Here is a 19,187-nt window from a genome sequence, read left to right as displayed (position 1 = left end):
CCTCCGGAGCGGGTGAACGTGCAGTTCACCCCTCCCCCGAGCCGCACATTTCACCCCGCTCGGGTGACTTTCGGGTGAAAGCGCACCGATCGGCCGCTCATGGACATAGCGTCGCGGCATGCTTGGCCTCACCATGTCTACGTCCGTCCTTGCGGTGTGCACGGGGAACATCTGTCGTTCCCCGGTTCTCGCGCGCCTGCTCACCGCCCGGACCGACGGCACCGTCCGGATCAGCAGCGCCGGCGTCCGCGCTCGCAGGGGAGAGCCGATCGACCCGCGCATGGCCAGCCTCCTGCAGGCTCGCGGTCTCGACGCCGGGCAGTTCACGGCGCACCAGCTCACCGGCGACGCCCTCCGCTCGGCGACCGTCGTCATCACCATGACCCGCGCGCAGCGCGCGGCAGTCGTCCGCGCCGTCCCCGAGGCGGTGCGGCGCACCTTCACGCTCCTCGAGCTCGCGCACGTGCTGAGCACGTCGCCCGGCGCCCGTTCGGCTGCCGACGACGCCGCACGCTGGGCGCAGGTCCCCGAGCTCGTGAGCCTCGAGCGCCTCCACCACCCGGCGCTCGCGCGCGAGCTCGACATCGAGGACCCCTACGGGCGCAGCGAGAAGGTCTACCGCCGAGCCTTCGAGCGGATCGTGTCGGCCACCGACACGGTCTGCGGGGTGCTCGGCACCGGCAGGCAGCCCTGGCTGCTGGGCAGCAAGCCGCCCCGGTCCGGCCCGCTGCCCGTCGCGCAGCCCCAGCCGCGCCACTCCTCGAGCCTCGGCCGGCTCTGAGCCCGGACGAGACACGCCGTACGACTACAGAGGGAGGCAGGACGTGGAACTGGTCGAGTACGCGAACGTGCTGCGCCGCCGCTGGGCGGTGATCGTCGGCGTCGCACTCGCCGGAGCGCTCGCCGCCTTCGGCTGGGCCTGGACGACGCCGCCGTCCTACACCGCGACGGCGAAGGTCTACGTCTCGCTCAACACCGGCGAGTCCACCAGCGACCTGCTGCAGGGCTCGACATACGTGAAGAACCTCATCGAGTCCTATGCCGCGCTCACGGACATGCCGGTCGTGCTGGACCCCGTGGCCGCAGAGCTCGGGGACGTCACCGGGCGCCAGCTCGCGCAGACCGTCACCGCCGACTCCCCGCTCAACACCTCGATCATCGAGATCAAGGTCGAGGACGGCGACCCGGAGCGCTCCGCCCTCGTCGCGAACGCCGTGGCCGAGCAGCTCTCCTCGACCGTCGTCGACCTGTCGCCCGAGACGCCCGGCGGCGGCCAGTCCATCGCGGTGACCGTCGTGTCGTCGGCCGAGGTACCGCAGTACCCGTCGGCGCCGCGCACACGGCTGCTCACGGCGGCCGGGGGCGGCGCGGGCCTCGCGCTCGGCGTGGTGCTCGTGCTGCTGTGGGCCGTGCTCGACACCCGGATCCGGTCGGCCGACGACCTCGAGCTCGTCTCGGAGGGCGCCGGCCTCCTCGGTTCCGTCCCGACCGCCACACGCAAGGTGGCGCGGGTCCCGGCCACGCAGAACCCGCTGAGCACCCGCGCGGAGGCGTACCGGCGCGTGCAGACCAACCTCTCGTTCGTCGACGCCACGACACCTGCTCGCGTGCTCGTGGTGACGTCCAGCGTGCCGGGCGAGGGCAAGTCGACGACGGCGATCAACCTCGCCTCCACCTTCGCCGAGAGCGGCAGCAGCGTGCTGCTGGTCGACGGCGACATGCGCCGCCCGTCGGTCGCCACGTCACTGGGGCTGGAGGAGGCAGCGGGCCTCACCACTGCGCTGGTCGGGCGGGCCGCGATGGCCGACCTCGTCCAGCGGTACGGCCCCGGCAGCCTCGACGTGCTCCCGGTCGGCCCCATCCCGCCCAACCCCCACCAGCTCATCGCGTCGCAGGCCACGCAGGAGCTCATCGCGTCGGCACGCGCGCAGTACGACGTCGTGGTCATCGACGCGCCGCCTCTCCTGCCCGTGTCCGACGCCGCCCTGCTGGCCACCATGGCCGACGGCGTGGTCGTCGTCGTGGGCGCCCGGCGCGTGCGCCGGCAGCAGCTCGCCCAGGCCCTGCGTGCCCTCGCGGGCGTCGAGGCGCGTGTGCTCGGCTTCATCCTGACGTTCGCCCCACGGTCCGGCCCGGACGGCACCTACTACGGCTACAGCACCCGACGACGACGGTGGCCGCGCATGCTGCCCGGCTCGTCCCGGCAGCACGCGCAGCTCAGCCTGCCGACCGGAGCGATCCGGGCGGTGCCGCTCCCCGGTACCGACGCCGCCGCACCGACGCCGGCGGAGGTGGAGCCCGGCAGTCCGGCGCCCGAGGCCCCCGCGCCCGGCGGTCCGGACGGCCCGCCGAAGCCGCCGGTGCAGGCCTTCGCGGCTGACCTCACCGGGCCGAACGCTCCCACCCTTCGCCTGAGGCCCGCGGCGATGCCGCCCGCCGTCCCACCCGTCATCGAGCTGGGGACCGCCGATGAACGTGCCGGGTGACGCCCGACCGCGTGACGCGCGGGTCTACAAGACGCTCCGCACCGCGCACCTCGAGCGGGCCCTGGCCATGCCGCCCGCCGACATCCTGTACCAGGAGAGCCGCTACGACTTCGACGAGGACCTGGTGGACCGCGTGCGGCCCGAGCAGGTCGGTGACCTGCGTTGCGCGTGGCTCGTCGCCCGGCGCGGCTACCGGACCGTCGAGATCAACGAGCCCGCGGCGATCGACTGCGTCCGCCGGGCGGCCGCCGTCCTGCTCGCCCTGCTCGTGGCCGACGTGCTGCGGCGCCGGCGGACCCGGGTGGTCACGTACGCGATCGGCAACATCGACCCGCGTGCCCTCCCCCGTCCGACGGCCTGGTGGCCGCGCCTGGGCCGCACGCTCGACCTGCTGCTCGCCCACTGGGTCTGGCGGCGCGTCGACCGGGTCGCCTTCGGCACGGAGACGTCACGGCAGCTCTACGGCAGCGTCTTCGGCCTGGCCGGACGCCGCCGGCCGCACTGGACCACGATCGAGGCGCTGCCCGCGCCCTGCGACTGCGCCCCCGCCGGTGCGACGACGTCGGACAAGGCGCCCGGCCGCATCCTGTTCCTCGGCGACCTCTCGCCGCGCAAGGGGTTCGACTCGGTGCTCGCCGCCTGGGGCGCCGTCCGCCGCCGTCTGCCCGGCTCCGTGCTCACCGTGGTGGGCCGCGGCGCACTTCTCGACCAGGCGTACGACGCCGCCCGAGCCGACGACCGCCTGCGCGTCATCGCCGATCCGCCCCGCGACGTCGTGCACGCGGAGCTGCGGCGGGCGTCGGTCGTCGTGCTGCCGTCGCGGCGGCAGGGGGCGTGGCGCGAGCAGGTCGGGCTGCCGCTGGTCGAGGGCCTCGCCCACGGCTGCACCGTGGTGACCACGGACGAGACCGGCATCGCCGACTGGCTGCGAGACGCAGGGCACGGCGTCATCCCGGCGGCATCCGTGACCAAGCTGCTCGCCCCCGTCCTGGCACAGGCAGCCGCCCACCCGCTCGACCCGGACGACGTCCGTGCGTCGCTGCCGAGCCAGGACTCCCGCCTGGAGGCGGACGCGTGGCTGTTCGCCCGCGAGGTCGTCGCGACGGGGGGATGAGACGGCTCCCCCGTCGATCCGAGGTGTGGATCCGAGGTGTGGACCCGAGGTGTGGACCCGAGGTCACGGCCGACGGCGGGCGGCGGGCTCCGCGGCACGCCGGGACGCCGTCCACGGCGGGGGTGCGTAGAGATAGCGCAGCAGGCTCGACGCCGTCCACCGGTGCAGCAGCAGCGACAGGGTCGTCGCCACCACTGTCGCGGCCGGCACCGCGAGCAGGCCGGCCACGGGCGGCAGCGTCGTCGAGCCGGTCAGGGCGAACACCACGGACGACCCCAGGATGATCACCGGCGTGTGCCCCAGGTAGACCGGGAGCGTCGAGGTGCCCGTGCGCACCAGCGCGGCGCTGCGTGCGAGGAACGTGCCGAGCGCGGCGCCCGCGAGGACACCCGCGACGCACAGGACGAAGTACACACCGACGACGGGACGCAGTCCGGCGACCTCGACGACGGTCGCGAGCGCCGCCCAGCCCGCCACCACCGCGACCCGCACCGGCCAGGGCGTGCGCGTGAACCGGAGCAGGAGCGAGCGCAGCTGCATGCCGCAGACGAAGAAGACGTAGTACCTGAGCGCGCCGTTCCAGCCGACGTTGCCGAGGTCGAACCCCTCGGTGAGGGCGACGACCGACGGCACGGCGGCGACCAGGAGGTGCCACCGCGGATCGACGGACCGCAACAGCCGCGCGAGCACGCAGAACAGCGCCAGGGCCCAGATGAACCAGAGCTCGAACTGCGGGCGGACCGGCGACAGGAGCAGGTCGCGCAGCATCGGGCCGAACCCGAGCGGCGTGCCGCGCAGGGCGAAGCCCGCGAGGTAGCACGCGGTGCCGATGCACTCCCACACCACGAAGACCCAGAGGTAGAGCCGCAGCCGCCGGTCCCAGAGGGTCCGCCAGGGCATCCCGCCCTCGCCCCGCGCGCCGACCCGGTGCGCGAGCAGCCCGGAGATCATGAAGAAGAACGGCATGCGCACGGCCGACAGGTAGTCGTTGACCTGCTCCCATGCCGCCACGTCGAACCAGCGCGCGGCGTGGTAGACGACCACGAGCAGGACGGCGAGGCCCCGGCCCGCGTCGATCCACGCCTCGCGGCCGGGCGTCCCGGCCCGCGCGGGTACGCCGGTCATCCGTCCGCTCTCCGTGCCGCCCCCAGCACCGGGGCCATCAGCGCGACCGCGAGGATCAGCACGGTGAGGGCGCTCTCCAGCGGTGCGAAGAGCAGGTTCCACAGCGACTTGACCCCGAGGAACAGGACCAGTCCGGAGGCGACCCGCCCCGTGGTGAGGACGGCGGTGCGCGCCACGAGGAACACCAGCAGCACGACGGCGAGCACCAGACCCGGGATGCCGCACCAGGCCCACAGGTCGCCGATCACCGAGTGCAGCTCGAAGCCGCTGCCGAACATGTAGTTCTCGACGTACCCGTTGTTCGGGTCGTACCCCAGTGCGGCCATGCCCGACTTGGCGACGAGCAGGTCCGCCATGGACGGCACGCTGCCACCGCCGAACCCGGCCGGCGCCTCGGCCATGAGCGCGAGCGTCGCGCCGATCTCCGGCCGCCCGCCGGTGATGAGCGTGCCCGACGTCGAGAGCTGCAGCTCCGTGCGCATCTGCGCGCTCTCGCCCAGCGCCCCCTCGAGGATCGCCGCCTGGACGGAGAAGTAGGTGCCGAGGGCGAGCAGCCCGAAGAGCACGAGCGTCCGCAGGGCCGCGAGGCGCGACGAGGCCGGCCGGCCCCACGACTGCCACACCACCAGGAGCGCGACCATGAGCAGGATCGCGCTGCTGGACCGCCCGCCGTTGAGCGCGGAGACGCCCGCGAGCGCGAGCGCGGCCACGACGTCGAGCCATCGCCTGCGGAAGCGCGAGACGATCGCGAGGACGAGGACCGTGACCGGCAGGGAGAACCCGAACCGCCAGGGGTTCTCGGCGAAGGTCTCGCTCCCCGGGTTGATGCCGAGCACCAGGCCGACGCCGAACGCCACGCCCACCACGGCGTCCGAGGTGCGCCCGCGCGCCCACAGGGCCGCCCCGATCCCGCAGGCGAGCGCCAGCACGACGAAGCTCGCCTCGAGCGTCCCCGCGGTGGACACGTCGCGCGAGTCGGCGTGCCAGATCGTGAGCCACGCACCCCAGACCACCGAGACGACGGCCAGGACGGTCGTCCAGGCGACCCACCGGGAGCTGCGCAGCTGCGGGGCCCACAGCGGCAGCAGGACGAGGGCGAGGGCCAGGCCAGGGGTCAGGCCGAAGAAGACGTTGCGGTTGATACCCGTGAGCACCAGGCACAGCACCGCGAGCCCGGTCGCGGCAACGCCCCAGCCCTGCCGTCCCTGGAGGGACGGCAGGGCTGGGGCGACCGCGGTGCGGGGCGACGTCACGGCGCGGGCGGTCCCGCCCACAGGTCGTCCAGCCGGACGACGTTCGCACCGGTCGTCACGTTGCCCGAGAGGCTGAGCGCGTAACCCACGCCGCCGGCGTCCTGCAGCTCGGGCGTCGAGTCGGTGGCGGTGAGCCGCCACGTCGCCGGCTCCGGCGTGCCCGCCTTCCACACCTTGGCGCGCACGGTGGTCGGCGAGGTGCCGGTCACCTGGAACCGGACGGCCAGCCGCTCGCCCGGCCCGACGGTCAGGTCCGCGACGTTCACGGCGGCGAGCGTCGTCTCGGCGGACTGGAGCGCGACGAGCTGGAGCTGGACGGCCCCCGTCGCCTTGACCCAGACCTTGGCGCGGTACTCGCTGGAGAACCCACCGGTGCGGCCGGTCAGCGAGACGAAGGTGCCGCTGCCGTCCGAGATCTCGTCGAGCGAGAGCACCCCGCGCACCTCGACGTCGGCCGCCGCGACGTCCTGGAGCTGTGCCTTGCGGTTCGCACCGGGCGCCGAGAGGTCCATGACGCCCTCACCGCCGGCCACGGAGTAGCCGGACGCCGCGCCGGACAGGGTCCAGGCCCCGCCCTTCGTGGCCGAGCCCCAGCCCGAGGACACCGTGCGGTCGAAGGTGTCGACCGCGAACTCGGCGGGTGCCGTCGCCTCGACCTCGACCGTGTCCTGCGCCGTGACGCCCTCGCTGTCCGTGACGGTGAGCGTCACGGTGTACGTGCCGGGCGCGGCGTAGGTGTGGGTCGCCTGGGCGCCGGTCGCGGTCTCGCCGTCGCCGAAGTCCCAGGCGTACGACGCGAGGGGACCGTCCGGGTCGGACGAGCCGCGGCCGTCGACCTGCAGGTCGAGGTCGTCGATGGTCGCGGTCGCCTCGGCGACCGGCGGCCGGTTCGGCCGCCCCTCGAGCCCCACCGTGCGGTGGTCGAGCACCGCGGCGGCGGAGAGCACGCTCGGGTAGATCGCCACGTCGTCGATCGTGCCGCTGAACCGGTCACCCAGCCCGAACAGCGGCCGGTTGGGCCAGTTGGCGAGCGTGTCCGCACCGATGCGCCAGTAGCCGGTGATGGCCTGGCCGCGGGTCGTGGCCGCGCGCTCGGCGGCCAGGGCGCCGTCGACGTACAGCTTCATGCCGTCCGCGCCGAGCGTGCCCACCACGTGGTGCCACGCGTTGTCGTCGACCCGGCCCGGGGAGCGGATGGCGCGCCGGCTGCCGTCGTTGACGCCGAAGCTGATCCGGCCGCCCGAGTCGACGTACAGGATCCGGTCGGTCTGGTTCGACGTGCCGGTCGAGCTGTTGTTGTTGCCGAACCCGACGATGCGGCCCGTGCTGCTGCCCTTGATCCACGCCTCGACCGAGAACGTGTCGGGACCCTGCATCTGCTGCGGGGACACCAGCCGGCTGCCCGAGGAGTTCTGGAACGTCGCCGCCCCGTTGGAGTCGCCCGAGATCGCGCCGGCCGCGCCGAGACGGACCGTCGACGGGACCGCGAGGTCCGCCCCGCTCGACCAGTCGAACGACGTGGCCGAGCCCTGCGGCTCACCGAGGCGCCAGTAGTTGACCGCGCCGTCCTGGAGCACCGTGCTGGCGTAGGCGCTGGGCGGTGCGTCCGAGACCGTCACGGAGACCCAGTCGGACTTCTTCACGTTGCCCGACGGGTCGGTGACCGTCAGCCGGTAGCGGTGCTCCGAGCCGGCCTGCAGGCCCGTGTCCTGGGCGCTGCGGGTCACAGGGGCCCAGAACTTCGTCGCGACGGTGTCCTCGTGGACGGGCGCCTGCGCCTCGGAGTCGCGGTAGACGCGGTACGTCAGCGCCTCGTCGTCGCGGTCCCACGTGGTCCTGAAGCTGATCCGGACCGTCCCCGCCGAGACCGAGCGCACCGCCGGGTTCAGCTCGGCGCCCGAGCCGATCGGCCCCTGCTTGTTCGGTGCGGCCGAGCGCTTGGCGTACCGGACGATGCCCTGCTGCACGGCGCCGTTCACCTTGGGGAACTCGCCGCCGTAGATGACGTAGTCGTCGTTGCCCGTGACCGTCCAGACGGCCTGGTTCTTGCCCGTGTACGTGCCGACGTCCGTCTGCGGGTACCAGGTGAGCAGCTCGGGCCGCGGCGTGCCCGGGTGGTCCGGGTAGCCGTAGATGTCACGCGTGTTGGTGCCGCGCACCTCGTTGATCCACGCGGTCGAGTGGTAGAACGACCACGGCTCGGTCTGCGGGAACCCGCCGCTGTTGCCGCAGTAGTGCTTGTGGCTGGCGGTGTAGACGACGCCGCCGAGCGGCACGACGTCGTACGTGTCGCCGTGGCAGTCCTCGAGCCAGACGAGCTGACCGTCGGCCCAGCTCACCCGGAACGTGCCCTCGGTGGTGCCGCCCCGGTTGAAGTGCCAGCCGACGCCGTACCAGCCCGCCTCGCCGTCGCTGGCGACGCGCATGATGCTGGAGTTGTCGCCGGCGTTACGGATGCGGGAGTTGACCGGCAGGGGCTTGGTGGCGCCGGTCGCGGCGTCCAGCCAGGCCAGGCCGTAGCCGTTCGCGGTGTCGGAGTTCACCGAGGTGAACGTGCCCGAGATGACCACCGACTGCTCGTCCGGCGACACCACGATGGACTGCACCTGGCGGTCGTCGACGACGGGCCGGAACCCGGTCAGCGCGACGCCGTTCGAGGCGTTGATGGCCGCGACGCGGTAGCGCGTGTTGCCGTTCACCGCGGAGAAGTACCCGCCCGCGTAGACGGTCGTGTTCGTGGCGGCGACGGCCTTCGTGTTGCCGTTCATGCTCGGCGCGAACGACGTGTTCAGGGTGCCGCTGGGCAGGTTGAAGGCCGCGATGCGGTTCCGCGTCGCGCCGTCGACCGTGGTGAAGCCGCCCACGACGTACAGCCGCGTGCCGTCCGGGGAGGCCGCCAGGTCGGTGACGTTGCCGTTGAGCGTGTGGTTGAACGACGTGTCGAGCACGCCCGTGTTCAGGTCGTAGGCCAGGAGGTGCGTGCGGGGCACCTGGTTGGTGCCGGGCGCCGCGCCGGCCGGGCGCGCGTTCTGGAACTCGCCGCCGACGTAGACCTTGGTGCCGACGATGACCTGCTTCCAGACGACGCCGTCGACCTGGACGGTCGGCAGGGCGTCGGCGGACACGGTGACCGGGTCGGTGACCTCGGCCGTGGCCACGGGGGCCTGTTCGACGCCGGCAGACGCCGTCGGCGCCGTCACCAGCGACGTGACGACGAGCGTCATGCTCGCCAGGACGGCGGAGATCCGCCGACCGGGCACGGGGAGAGGAGACACGAGGACCTCACTGGGAAGAGAGCTGCTGCGGAGGAGGGGCCGGCCGGGCCGAGGGGCCGGGGCGGTGTGAACCTGCGAAGACCGTTGTGCGTCACGCTAATAGCGGACACGCCGGTCAGCCCTCGCAAACCGGGGTGAATGGCGGGTGATCTCGCGGTATCAGGCGCCGGTGAAGAGGATGACCGGCGAACCGACGCCCGGGTCGACCTCGAGCTCGACGCGGTCCTGCTGGTCGGCCGGCACCGTGAAGACGAACGCACCACGGGCCGTCCTCCCGTCGGCGGACTCGGCCTCGAACGCCTTGCCACCGGGCTTGAGCAGCTGGTTCGCGGGCGTGCGGTCCGGACCGTAGTAGGCGTTCACCACGATGGTGCGCAGGTCCAGCGTCTCGCCCGTGTCGTTCGTGACGTCGATCGTGAACCGGAGTGCCGGGCCGCCGACCTCGCCGGGCAGGTTCGCCTCGCCCTCGACCTCCTCGACCTCGGCGACGGCGACGGTGACGCCGGGCTGCGGCGTGGCCGGGGCGTCGAACGGCCGCGGGGCGAGGGTCTCGCGGGGAGCGGGCTCGCGGGGAGCGGGCTCGCCGCTCCCGTCGTCCGTGCCGGCGTCGCCGCCGGGCTCGGCGTCGCTGCCGGGCTCAGCGCCGCCCTCGTCCGTGCCCTCGTCCGTGCCCTCGTCGCCCGCCCCGCCCTCGTCGGCTCCGTCGTCCTGCGCGCCACCCGTGGGCGATGCGGTCGCCGACGGCGACGCCGTCGTCCCCGCCGCCCCGGGCTCGCCGCCGCCCCGGAGCGCGAGCACCGCGACGAGGGCGGCCACCACCACGAGGACCAGCGCGAGGCCGAGCACGAGCCGACGCCGGGTGAGGGGGAACGTTGCGGGCATGTCCGGGAGCGTAATCCCGCCCGCGGCCGGTGACGCCGCCGGGCGCCGGAGTTCACCCCTGCCGGGCGTACGGCAGCAGCACCCGCCCGGCGGCGGCGAGCAGCTCGCCCCGCGACCGCGCGAGCGCGCGGCGCCCCCTCGCGTCGCCCGCGACGTCGGACCGGACGGCTGCGAGCGCCGTCTGCGCCGACCCGACGGCGCAGCGGGCCAGCCCGGCGGCCAGGGTCCGGGCGCGTACCCGGGCGCGGGCGAGCGCGCCGGGCGCGAGCAGGAGGGCCACGCGGGCCGAGGAGTTCGCCAGCCCCGCCGTCCGGGCCAGGAGGTACTCGCGGGTCAGCCGGTCGGCGGGCACGACGTCGGCCACGACGGCCTCGGCGCACCAGACGATGCGGCCGCCCGCGGCGGTGAGCGCGCTGGTGAAGTGCGTGTCCTCGCCGCCGGACAGGCCGAGGGCGGGGTCGAACGCGAGGCCGGCGCGGCGGACGGCCCGCAGGTCGAGCAGCAGGTTGTTGGTGGCCGCGCTGCGCACGACGGTGCCGGTGGCGAGGCCGGCGCGGTGCGCCCGGTCGTAGAAGCCGCCCGCGCGGACCCACGGGTCCGGCTCGGCCTCGAAGGTGGAGGTGACGGGTCCCGTGACGGCCTGCGCGCCGGTCTCCCGGTAGGTGGTCCAGAGCGCGGCGAGCCAGCCCTCGCCGGGTACCTCGTCGTCGTCCACGAAGACGAGCAGGTCGTGGTCGGCGCCGGCGCGCAGCGCGCGGTTGCGGGCGGCGGCGATGCCGGGCTCCGGCTCGACCACGGTCGTGACGGGCCAGCCCTGCCCGGCGGGCCAGACGTCGTCCACGGCGCGGGCGCCCGTGCCTGACGGGTCGTTGTCGACGACGAGCACGCTCGCCGCGACGCGGGGGCCGCCCTGCCGCTCGAGGTCGGCCGCCTGCGCGACGAGCGCGGGGACGAGGGCCGCGATGCGGTCGGGGCGCCGGTAGGTCAGCACGGCGACCATCAGCCGTTCCCGCTCGCCTGTGCCCACGACAATCACCCTTCCGACCGCCCCATGACGGCGGATCCGGCAGTTACCGTAGCGTGGCCAGCCCTCAGATCCCCCGGAGAGACGAGACCCGTGCAGCAGGTTCACCCGCGCGTCCTGGTCAGCGCCTACGCGTGCGGTCCGGGCGACGAGCCGGAGGCCGCCGCTGGGTGGGCGTTCGCCCGGGCCGCCGCGCGCACCCACCGGGTCCACGTCGTCACGCGGCGCCGGTTCGAGCCCGCCCTCACCGCGGCGCTGGCGGCCGAGCCGGAGCTCGCGGGGACCCTGACGGTCGAGTACCTGGACCTGTCGGACCGGGTCCTCGCCCTCAAGCGGCGGGGCTGGGACGTGTACTGGTACTACGTGCTGTGGCAGCGCGCGCTCGCGCGGCGGGCCGCCGCCCTGCACGCGGCCGAGCCCTTCGACCTGGGCCACCATGTCACGTTCGCGAACGACTGGCTGCCGTGCGGCCTGACCCGCGTGCCCGGCCTGCCCGTGGTCTGGGGCCCCGTCGGCGGGGCGAGCACCGTCCCGCTGCGCCTGGTGCGCCGGCTCGGCGTCCGCGGCACGGCGACGGAGCTGCTGCGCGGTCTGCTCACCGCGCCGCTGCGCGCCCTGTGGGGCGACGCAGCGGCCCGCCGGGCGGCCGTCGTCGTGGCGCAGAACGCGGACGTGGCGCACCGGTTCCGGCGGGCGCGCCGCGTGGTCGTCGAGGCGAACGCCGCGCTCGACGACGACCTTCCGGCGCGCGCCCGGCCCGCCGGCACGGGCCACGCGGGCACGAGCGCCGGGCCGAGGCGCGCCGTGTTCGTCGGCCGGCTCCTGGCCTGGAAGGGCGGGCGGCTGGCCGTCGAGGCCCTGGCCCGGACGACGGGCTGGGAGCTGCACGTCTACGGCACGGGCTACGAGCGCGCGGCGCTCGGCCGCCTGGCGCGGCGGCGCGGTGTACAGGACAGGGTCGTCTTCCACGGGCACCGGCCTCGCGCCGAGGTCCTGGAGGCGATCGCGGACAGCGACGCGATGCTCTTCCCGTCGATGCACGACCAGGCGGGCTGGGTCGCCGCCGAGGCGAGCGCGCTCGGGCGCCCGGTGGTCTGCCTTCCGCTCGGCGGGGTGCCCCTGCTGGCCGGGCCCAACGCCCGCACGGCCGACCTCGCCGGCGACGTCGTGGGCAGCCTCGCGGCCCGGCTCGAGGAGGTCGCCGAGCGCCCGGGCACGCCCTCGGACCGCTGGTCCCGCGCGCGCTTGCCCGGCGTGGTCGGGGACCTGTACCGCACGGCCCTCGGCGCGACGACGGAGGTACCCGCATGACCACCGTCCGTGTCCTCACCTCGCACCGCGAGCCGCGCGCGACGACCAACCCGTACATCACGATGCTCACGGCGGCCCTGCGCCGCACGCCGGGCGTCGAGGTGGTCACCTTCACGGGCCGGGCCGCGCTGCTGGGCCGGTACGACGTGGCGCACCTGCACTGGCCCGAGACCGTCACGGGCCTCGGCGGCCGCCGCCTGACCGGCCGCGTCGCGCGCTGGCTGCTCGCCGCGCTGCTGCTGCTCCGGCTGACGGTCACGCGCACGCCCGTGGTCCGCACCGTGCACAACGTGGGTCTGCCCGCCGACGCGGGCCCGGCCCAGCGGCTCCTCCTGCGCTGGTTCGACCGGCTGACGACCCACCGCATCGTGCTCAACGACCGCACGGAGTGCCCCGGACCGGTGACGACCATCCCGCACGGCCACTACCGCGACTGGTACACCGGCCCGCGGGCCGCGACCGTGCCGGGCCGGTTCCAGTACGTCGGCCTGGTGCGCCGGTACAAGGGCGTCGAGGGCCTGGTCGAGGCGTTCCGTGCCACCACGGCCCCGGACGTGTCCCTCGAGGTCGCGGGCGCCGCGTCGACCCCCGAGCTCGCCGCCACGGTCACGGGCCTGGCGGCCGGCGACCCGCGCATCACCCTGCGCCTCGCCTTCCTCTCCGACGACGAGCTGGTCGCCGCCGTGACCGCCGCCGAGCTCGTGGTGCTCCCCTACCGGTTCATGCACAACTCCGGGACGGTGCTCGCCGCGCTCTCGCTCGACCGGCCCGTGCTCGTGCCGGACACCTCGGTCAACGCCGACCTCGCGGCTGAGGTCGGCCCCGGCTGGATCCACACCTTCACGGGCGAGCTGACGGCCGAGGACCTGACGCGGGCACTCACCGCGGCACGCGTCCCGCGCGCGCCGTCGCCGGACCTGGGCGCACGCGAGTGGGACGACGCCGGCCAGGCCCACCTCGACGTGTACCGCACGGCGCTGTCTCGTTCCCGGTCCGCCGGCCGGGCCGAGGTCCCCGCATGACCGACACCCGCACCACGACGAGCCGCGGGGCCCCCTGGCGCGCGGTCGGCAGCAGCGCCGTGGTGCAGGTGGTGGTCACCGGGCTGTCGGGCCTGCTCGGCATGGTGACCGCCCGGCTCGTCATCGAGCAGGCGGGGGTGGCGCAGTACGCGCAGTACGGCTTGCTGTCGACGTTGCCGTCGCTCGTCCCGTTCGCGGATCTCGGCATGGCCGCCGTGGTGGTCAACGCGGTGGCCGGCTCGGCGCACGCGAACGACGACCCCGCCGTCCGCAGGACGCTCACCAGCGCCTTCCGGATCCTCGTGGGCTCGGGCCTGACGATCGTCGCCGTCGGGGTGCTGCTGGGCGCGCTCGGGTGGTGGCCCGCCCTGCTCGGCCCCGGCCTGCTCGAGGGTGGTGCGCTGACCGCCACCGTGTGCGTGGTCGTGCTCGGTATCGCGCTGCCGTGCGGCGTCGGCGCACGCATCCTCGTCGGCCTGGGCCGCAACCCGCTGCAGACCGCGCTCACCGGGCTCACCGCCCCGCTCGTCATGGCGGGCGTGCTCGTGGTCCTGGCCCTGGGCGACTCCTCGTTCCTCGCGCTGGCCACCTACGTGGCCTCGGCGGTGGTCGGCGTCGTCCTGCTCGTGACGGCCGCCCGGCTGCTCCGGCCCCAGGTGGGCGCGGCCCTGCGCGACGTGCCCCGCGTCCGTGCGGTGCCCGGCGTGCGGGTGTTCCACCTCGCGTGGCCCATGCTCGTGCAGATGGTCTCCCTGCCGGTCGCGATGCAGACCGGGCGCATCCTGCTCAGCCACCAGGGCACCGGCCTCGACCTCGCGCGGTACAACCTCGCCGCCCAGCTCTTCGGCGTCGTCCTGGCTGCCGTCGCCACGGCCGGGCTGGCGCTGTGGCCGCACTTCGCGCGCGCCCGGAGCGAGTCCGTCAAGGCGTCGCCGTTCCGCGCGTCGCTGGTCTTCACCGGCGCGGGGATCGCGCTGGCCCTGGTGCTCACCGCGCTGCTGCCCGTGGTCGTCCCCCTGGTCACGGACGGCGCGTTCGGTGTGGGGCTGCCGCTCGTCGCGGCGTTCGTCGTGTTCACCGTGGTGCAGGCGGCCAAGTACCCCGTCGGCATGTACATGACCGACGCGGCGGGCCTGCGCGCCCAGGTGCTGCCCATCGTGCTCATGGTGCCGCTCAACCTGGGGCTGACCTGGTGGCTCATCCCGCACCTCGGCGCCGCCGGGCCGGTGTGGGCGACGGCGGCCTCCGTGCTCGTCTGCCAGGTGGTGCCGAACACGCTGTGGGTGCGGCGCAGGCTGCGCCGGCCCGCGCCGGCGGCCGACGCCGGGGCGACCCCGGCGGAGTGACCGCGCGCCGCACCGCGCCTCAGCGTCCCAGCGCCTCCACCACGCCGCGCGCCACCCCGCGCCACGGCGCGACCCCCTCGACGAACTGCCTGCGCCCGCCCCGCAGCGCCACCGCACGCGCGGCGCTCAGCAGCGTCCGGCGCCACCGCCGCACGGCGGCCGGCCCGAGGTTCTTGCGTGCGAACAGCATCCGGTTGCGGATGTCGTAGCGGTAGTACGTCTCGCTCTTGGCCCGTCCGCGCGACTCCTGCGTGCCGCCCTCGTCGTGCACCACGTGCGCGTCCTCGACCACGTCGAGCCGCGCGCCGATCCGCTGCGCGCGCCACGAGAGATCGACGTCCTCCCAGTACAGGAAGTAGTCCTCGTCGAACCCGCCGAGCGCCGTCCACAGGTCCGCGCCGAGCGCGAGGCAGGCGCCGCTGAGCCAGGGCACGTCGTCGGAGCTCCTGCGGCGGCCGCTCATGGTGCCGTCGCGCAGGCTGAGGTAGGTCAGCCCGCGCGAGTACACGCGGCCGTCGGGACGCAGGACCCGCGGCGCGACGAGCACGGGACCCGGCGCGCGGGCGGCGTCCGCGAGCGCCGCGAGGCCGTCGGGGTCGGTCCACGCGTCGGGATTGAGGAGGACGAGCACCCGGGCGCCCTTCGCGAGCGCGTGGACGGCGCCGAGGTTGGACCCGCCGCCGAACCCCGTGTTGACGTCCGGGGCGAGCAGGTCCCAGCCGTGCTCGGCCGCGAGCCGGGTCACGGCCGCGCGCTCGGCAGTGCCGCTGAAGCTGTCGACCACGACCACGCGCACGCCGCTGTCGCCGACGGTCCGGGGCAGGTTCGCCGCGAGCAGACCCGACGACCCGTAGCTGACGACGACCAGTGCGACATCGGCGAGCGGGCCGGCGAGCCGGCTCACAGCGTGCGCACCTCGCGGAACCACTTGGTGAGCGCGAGCGCGAGGAACGCGGTCGTGGCCGCCGTGATCGCCGTGTACACGCCGAGGAACACCGTGGGCGCGCCCAGCAGCAGGAACGTCCAGCACAGCACGCCGTAGTCGGTGGGCAGCACGAGCACGGACCGCAGCCAGGGGGCACGGCCACCGGTGGGCGCGACGGACTGCACGCCGTGGGCGCGACGGAGCTGCTCGGTGAGGATCATCGCGAAGAACAGCACGCTGCTGGTCACCGCGGACACGACGGGCACGAGCAGCCAGGCGGGCGGGACGACGTCGTGCAGGGCGAACCCGACGCCGAGCGCGAGCGGCAGGGTGACGACCTTGACGGCGTCGACCACGTGGTCGAGCCACTCCCCGGCGGGGCTGCCCGTGCCGGTGAGGCGGGCCACCTGCCCGTCGGCCGAGTCCCAGGCGTAGCCGAGCACGAGCAGAGCCGCGACGGCGGCCCCCTGGCCCCAGGACGGCGGCAGCGCGACGAGCAGCGCGATGCCGCTGAACGTGAACAGCGCGCTCACGCCGGTGACGGCGTTCGGTGTCAGGCCCGCCCGGTACGCGGCGGCGGCGAGGTAGCGGCCGATGCGCCGGTTGACGAACCGCGAGTAGGCGGGCGCGCCCCGGGCAGCACCCTTCTGGGCCGTGCCGAGGCGGGCGAGCACGGCGCCGTAGGACTCCCGGACCTCGGTGCTCATCGGGCCCACTGCTCCGCACCCAGGCGGCGTGCGAACCGCTTCGGCCCCGGCGTGCTCCCGGCCGCGAGGTCGCGGGCGAGCCGCTCGTAGCCGTCGGCGACGTCGTCCCAGTCGTAGGCCCGGGCGCGCTCGGCGAGGGCCTTGCCCCGCAGCTCGCAGCCCTCGGGGTCCTGCTCGGCCTCGTGCACGCGCGCACCGACGTCGGGGGCCGTGCGGAAGTACCGCCCGTGGGTGCCGAGCACCTCGCGGTTGAAGCCGACGTCGTAGGCGATCGTCGCCGTCCCGCCGCCGATGGCACGCAGCAGCGACGGGTTGGTGCCGCCCACGGAGTGGCCGTGCAGGTAGGTGAGCGCGCCGGCGTAGAGCTGGTCGAGCAGCTCCTGGTCCCAGACGCCGCCGAGCAGGCGCACGCGCGGGTCGCCCGCGGCGAGCGACTCGATGCGGCGCGTGTGCTCGTGCGCGTACGGCGCCGAGCCGACGACGACGAGCGGGAGCGCCCCGTCGCTGCCGACGTAACCCTCGACGATCACGTCGACGTGGTTCTCGGGCTCGAACCGCGCGACCACGAGGTGGTACCCGCCGGGTTCGAGGTCGAGCTCGGCGAGGCGGTCGTGCCCGGCGGCGGTCAGCACCGGCGCCCCGTACGCGATGAGCCGGCTCTCGGCGGCGTACTCGTCGCGGTAGTAGTCGGCGATGCCCTGCGCGTCGGCGATCAGCGCGTCCGAGAGCCGGACGGCGGCCGTCTCGGCGGCGCGGTAGTACCGCTGACCGACCGGGCCCCACTTGGCACGCCGCCACTCGAGGCCGTCGACGTGCGTGGCCACGGGGATCCGGGCCGCGCGGACGACGGGCAGCAGGGGCGCGTTGGCGGCGTTGAACACGAATGCGACGTCGGTACGGTGCCGCACCAGGTGGGCCACCGAGAGCGCGGTGTGGCTGAGCGTCTCCAGCGAGCGGCGACGCATCGCCGGAAGCGTCACGAGCTCCATGCCGCGGTAGGCCGTGGACGGAGTCGCTGGAGGAGTCGCAGCAGCCCCGGAGCCCTGCGCGCCGGGCGCAGCGCGGCAGTAGACGCGCACGGCGTGCCCGCGGTCCGCCAGGCGAGCCCCGATCTCCTCGACCGCGGTCTCGAACCCGCCGTACCGGGCGGGGACGCCGCGGGTTCCGACCATGGCGACGCGCAGGGATTCCGGAGGCATGGCAGGGAGCGTAGGTCGCGCCGACGGCCACGGGACACCCGATCCGTGGGTGAAGATGGCATTTAACCCGCTCGCCACTTTCACCCGGTTATGGGTTAATTCAGGCCGAAGCGGAGTCCTTTAGCCCGCCCCCCGGTCCGCCCGCCGCCACGCCCGCGCTCCCGAGCAGGACCTCGCGCAGGTCCGCGCGGTAGCGCGCGGCGCCGAACCGCTCCTCGGCGTCCCGCCGGCCCGCCTCCGCGAGCGCTGCCGCCCGGTCGGGCGCGTCGAGCAGCGCCCCGACCGCTTCGGCGAGCGCGTCGGCGTCGCCGGGCGGCACGAGGAGGCCGGTCTCGCCGTCGCGCACGATCTCCGCGAGGCCCTGGGTGCGGCTCACCACCACGGCGCGCCGCGCGAGGAGGGCCTGGACCGCCACGTTGCCGAACGGCTCGACCCGCGAGGGCACGACGACGACGTCGGCACGGGCGAACCAGTCCCACGGCTCGACGTACCCGGGCAGCTCGACGGCGCCGGCCAGGTCGGGCTCGGCGGCCCGCTGCCGCAGCTGCTCCTCGTACCACTCGTAGCCGCTGAACACCGATCCGCACAGCGCCAGCCGCACGTCGCGCCCCGCCCGCCGCAGGCGCGCGACCGCTTCGAGCGCGACGTCGTTCCCCTTGCGCGGCGACAGGCGCCCGACGAGCACCACGTGCGCAGGGCCCTGCGGCGGCCGCGGGGCCTCGGGCGGCACGTCCGGCCCGGGCACCCCGTTGTAGACCACCCGGGTGCGCCGCCCGAGTGCCGGGAGGTCGCCCACCACCACGCCGCGCGCCGCCTGGGAGTTGACCACGACGCACCGCGCGAGCAGCAGCGGAGCTGCCAGACCCCAGCGCAGCACCCGGGGCACGTCGGCCTCCGCCTCGTGCACGTGGCACACCGGGGCGACGCCGGCGAGCCGCGCCGCGACGAGCCACGCGGGGATCGTGAGGGTGTTGACCAGCACGGCGGCGGGCCGCAGCCGCCGGATCAGCCGCACCATCGGCCCGAGCGCGCGCACGGTGTGCCCGGCGAGCCCGACGAGCCCGCGCGGCGAGAGCTGGGCCTTGCGCAGCACGGGGGTGTCGAGAACCTCGACCCGCGCGCCGACGGCGGCGAGGCGCGCCGCGAGCGGACCGTGGTCCGGGAGCGCGACGACGACGGTCGCGCCGGCCTCGGCGCACGCCGCCGCCGTCTCGACGAGCTGGAGGTCGGAGCCGTAGAGCTCGGCCGAGGCATGGGCGAGGAGGACGGTGGTCATGGCGCACGACTCTGCCAGGACCGTGCCCACCCAGTGAGACCCCGGACAGGGTGAACCGGGCTTCACCCGCGCTTTCACCTGGGTGAAATGAACCCTATTAAGCCGAAATGGCCCGCCCGAGAGGTGAATTTTGAGGTCGAGCGGGTGACTTCTGCTGGTTCAGCCCACGTTGTCTGAACCGAAGCCGTACTTTGGGTGAGCCACGGGTGTCCATCGCCCCCGTGGGCAGTGCGACACCAACC

Annotated in this window: 15 protein-coding genes; 6 read left to right on the top strand and 9 right to left on the bottom strand. The window is 74.7% G+C overall.

Annotated features, from left to right (window positions below):
• Positions 1-118: 118 nt before the first annotated feature.
• From ACIBBF_RS03345 to ACIBBF_RS03335, 3 genes are read left to right on the top strand one after another with little or no spacing between them, the layout of a single operon-like run.
• On the top strand, positions 119-781 hold the full coding sequence (locus tag ACIBBF_RS03345; RefSeq protein ID WP_397410457.1) for a low molecular weight phosphatase family protein: 663 nt from the start codon (positions 119-121) through the stop codon (positions 779-781).
• Positions 782-824: 43 nt separating this feature from the next.
• Positions 825-2,486 carry a polysaccharide biosynthesis tyrosine autokinase gene (locus ACIBBF_RS03340; protein WP_397410455.1) on the top strand — a complete coding sequence of 554 codons (1,662 nt, stop codon included), beginning with the start codon at positions 825-827 and terminating at the stop codon, positions 2,484-2,486.
• Positions 2,470-3,600, top strand: coding sequence for a glycosyltransferase family 4 protein (locus ACIBBF_RS03335; RefSeq protein ID WP_397410453.1), 1,131 nt, complete (start codon positions 2,470-2,472; stop codon positions 3,598-3,600). The genes ACIBBF_RS03340 and ACIBBF_RS03335 overlap by 17 nt, the downstream gene beginning before the upstream one ends.
• 63 nt (positions 3,601-3,663) lie before the next feature.
• Here the strand turns inward: ACIBBF_RS03335 and ACIBBF_RS03330 are convergent, their stop codons facing one another.
• The 5 genes from ACIBBF_RS03330 to ACIBBF_RS03310 form a co-directional block, all read right to left on the bottom strand.
• Entirely contained in the window at positions 3,664-4,725 is a 1,062-nt protein-coding gene (locus ACIBBF_RS03330; protein ID WP_397410452.1) for an acyltransferase family protein, read from the bottom strand.
• On the bottom strand, positions 4,722-5,978 hold the full coding sequence (locus ACIBBF_RS03325) for a hypothetical protein (RefSeq protein ID WP_397410450.1): 1,257 nt from the start codon (positions 5,976-5,978) through the stop codon (positions 4,722-4,724). The genes ACIBBF_RS03330 and ACIBBF_RS03325 overlap by 4 nt, the downstream gene beginning before the upstream one ends.
• A complete protein-coding gene (locus ACIBBF_RS03320; RefSeq protein WP_397410448.1) occupies positions 5,975-9,253 on the bottom strand; it encodes a LamG-like jellyroll fold domain-containing protein in 3,279 nt (1,092 codons plus the stop codon). The genes ACIBBF_RS03325 and ACIBBF_RS03320 overlap by 4 nt, the downstream gene beginning before the upstream one ends.
• A 159-nt stretch (positions 9,254-9,412) precedes the next feature.
• Positions 9,413-10,135: a hypothetical protein gene (locus ACIBBF_RS03315; RefSeq protein ID WP_397410446.1), complete on the bottom strand. Its 723-nt coding sequence runs from the start codon at positions 10,133-10,135 to the stop codon at positions 9,413-9,415.
• 52 nt (positions 10,136-10,187) lie between these two features.
• Positions 10,188-11,162, bottom strand: coding sequence for a glycosyltransferase family 2 protein (locus ACIBBF_RS03310; protein WP_397410444.1), 975 nt, complete (start codon positions 11,160-11,162; stop codon positions 10,188-10,190).
• Positions 11,163-11,252: 90 nt separating this feature from the next.
• Here ACIBBF_RS03310 and ACIBBF_RS03305 point away from each other — a divergent pair, with 90 nt between their 5' ends.
• Genes ACIBBF_RS03305 through ACIBBF_RS03295 form a run of 3 tightly spaced genes read left to right on the top strand, consistent with a single transcriptional unit; the run spans position 11,253 to position 14,838 of the window.
• Entirely contained in the window at positions 11,253-12,470 is a 1,218-nt protein-coding gene (locus tag ACIBBF_RS03305; protein ID WP_397410442.1) for a glycosyltransferase family 4 protein, read from the top strand.
• Positions 12,467-13,492 carry a glycosyltransferase gene (locus ACIBBF_RS03300; protein ID WP_397410440.1) on the top strand — a complete coding sequence of 342 codons (1,026 nt, stop codon included), beginning with the start codon at positions 12,467-12,469 and terminating at the stop codon, positions 13,490-13,492. Before ACIBBF_RS03305 ends, ACIBBF_RS03300 begins: the two co-directional genes overlap by 4 nt.
• A complete protein-coding gene (locus ACIBBF_RS03295; protein ID WP_397410438.1) occupies positions 13,489-14,838 on the top strand; it encodes a lipopolysaccharide biosynthesis protein in 1,350 nt (449 codons plus the stop codon). Before ACIBBF_RS03300 ends, ACIBBF_RS03295 begins: the two co-directional genes overlap by 4 nt.
• Before the next feature lie 19 nt (positions 14,839-14,857).
• On the opposite strand, the gene ACIBBF_RS03290 is transcribed toward ACIBBF_RS03295, so the two are convergent.
• From ACIBBF_RS03290 to ACIBBF_RS03275, 4 genes are all read right to left on the bottom strand, one after another.
• Positions 14,858-15,742, bottom strand: a complete 885-nt coding sequence (locus ACIBBF_RS03290) for a glycosyltransferase family 2 protein (RefSeq protein WP_397410436.1) — start codon at positions 15,740-15,742, stop codon at positions 14,858-14,860.
• Positions 15,739-16,470 (bottom strand): CDP-alcohol phosphatidyltransferase family protein, encoded by a 732-nt coding sequence (locus tag ACIBBF_RS03285; RefSeq protein WP_397410434.1) that lies wholly within the window; start codon positions 16,468-16,470, stop codon positions 15,739-15,741. The genes ACIBBF_RS03290 and ACIBBF_RS03285 overlap by 4 nt, the downstream gene beginning before the upstream one ends.
• Positions 16,467-17,669, bottom strand: coding sequence for a DUF1972 domain-containing protein (locus tag ACIBBF_RS03280; RefSeq protein ID WP_397410432.1), 1,203 nt, complete (start codon positions 17,667-17,669; stop codon positions 16,467-16,469). The genes ACIBBF_RS03285 and ACIBBF_RS03280 overlap by 4 nt, the downstream gene beginning before the upstream one ends.
• Positions 17,670-17,769: 100 nt before the next feature.
• Entirely contained in the window at positions 17,770-18,945 is a 1,176-nt protein-coding gene (locus ACIBBF_RS03275) for a glycosyltransferase family 4 protein (RefSeq protein WP_397410431.1), read from the bottom strand.
• Positions 18,946-19,187 lie beyond the last annotated feature (242 nt).

The sequence above is a fragment of the Promicromonospora sp. NPDC050880 genome (genome assembly GCF_044456525.1).
Taxonomy (GTDB): domain Bacteria; phylum Actinomycetota; class Actinomycetes; order Actinomycetales; family Cellulomonadaceae; genus Promicromonospora.
The sequence above is the reverse complement of the archived record's forward strand: the minus strand, read 5'-3'. Positions and strand labels throughout refer to the sequence as shown.

Excerpts from the sequence above, each read along its gene's own strand:
- ACIBBF_RS03345 (WP_397410457.1), top strand. The coding sequence starts at position 119 with ATGCTTGGCCTCACCATGTCTACGTCCGTCCTTGCGGTGTGCACGGGG.
- ACIBBF_RS03315 (WP_397410446.1), bottom strand. The coding sequence starts at position 10,135 with ATGCCCGCAACGTTCCCCCTCACCCGGCGTCGGCTCGTGCTCGGCCTC.
- ACIBBF_RS03285 (WP_397410434.1), bottom strand. The coding sequence starts at position 16,470 with ATGAGCACCGAGGTCCGGGAGTCCTACGGCGCCGTGCTCGCCCGCCTC.
- ACIBBF_RS03280 (WP_397410432.1), bottom strand. The coding sequence starts at position 17,669 with ATGCCTCCGGAATCCCTGCGCGTCGCCATGGTCGGAACCCGCGGCGTC.
- ACIBBF_RS03275 (WP_397410431.1), bottom strand. The coding sequence starts at position 18,945 with ATGACCACCGTCCTCCTCGCCCATGCCTCGGCCGAGCTCTACGGCTCC.
- ACIBBF_RS03300 (WP_397410440.1), top strand. The coding sequence starts at position 12,467 with ATGACCACCGTCCGTGTCCTCACCTCGCACCGCGAGCCGCGCGCGACG.
- ACIBBF_RS03335 (WP_397410453.1), top strand. The coding sequence starts at position 2,470 with ATGAACGTGCCGGGTGACGCCCGACCGCGTGACGCGCGGGTCTACAAG.
- ACIBBF_RS03330 (WP_397410452.1), bottom strand. The coding sequence starts at position 4,725 with ATGACCGGCGTACCCGCGCGGGCCGGGACGCCCGGCCGCGAGGCGTGG.
- ACIBBF_RS03295 (WP_397410438.1), top strand. The coding sequence starts at position 13,489 with ATGACCGACACCCGCACCACGACGAGCCGCGGGGCCCCCTGGCGCGCG.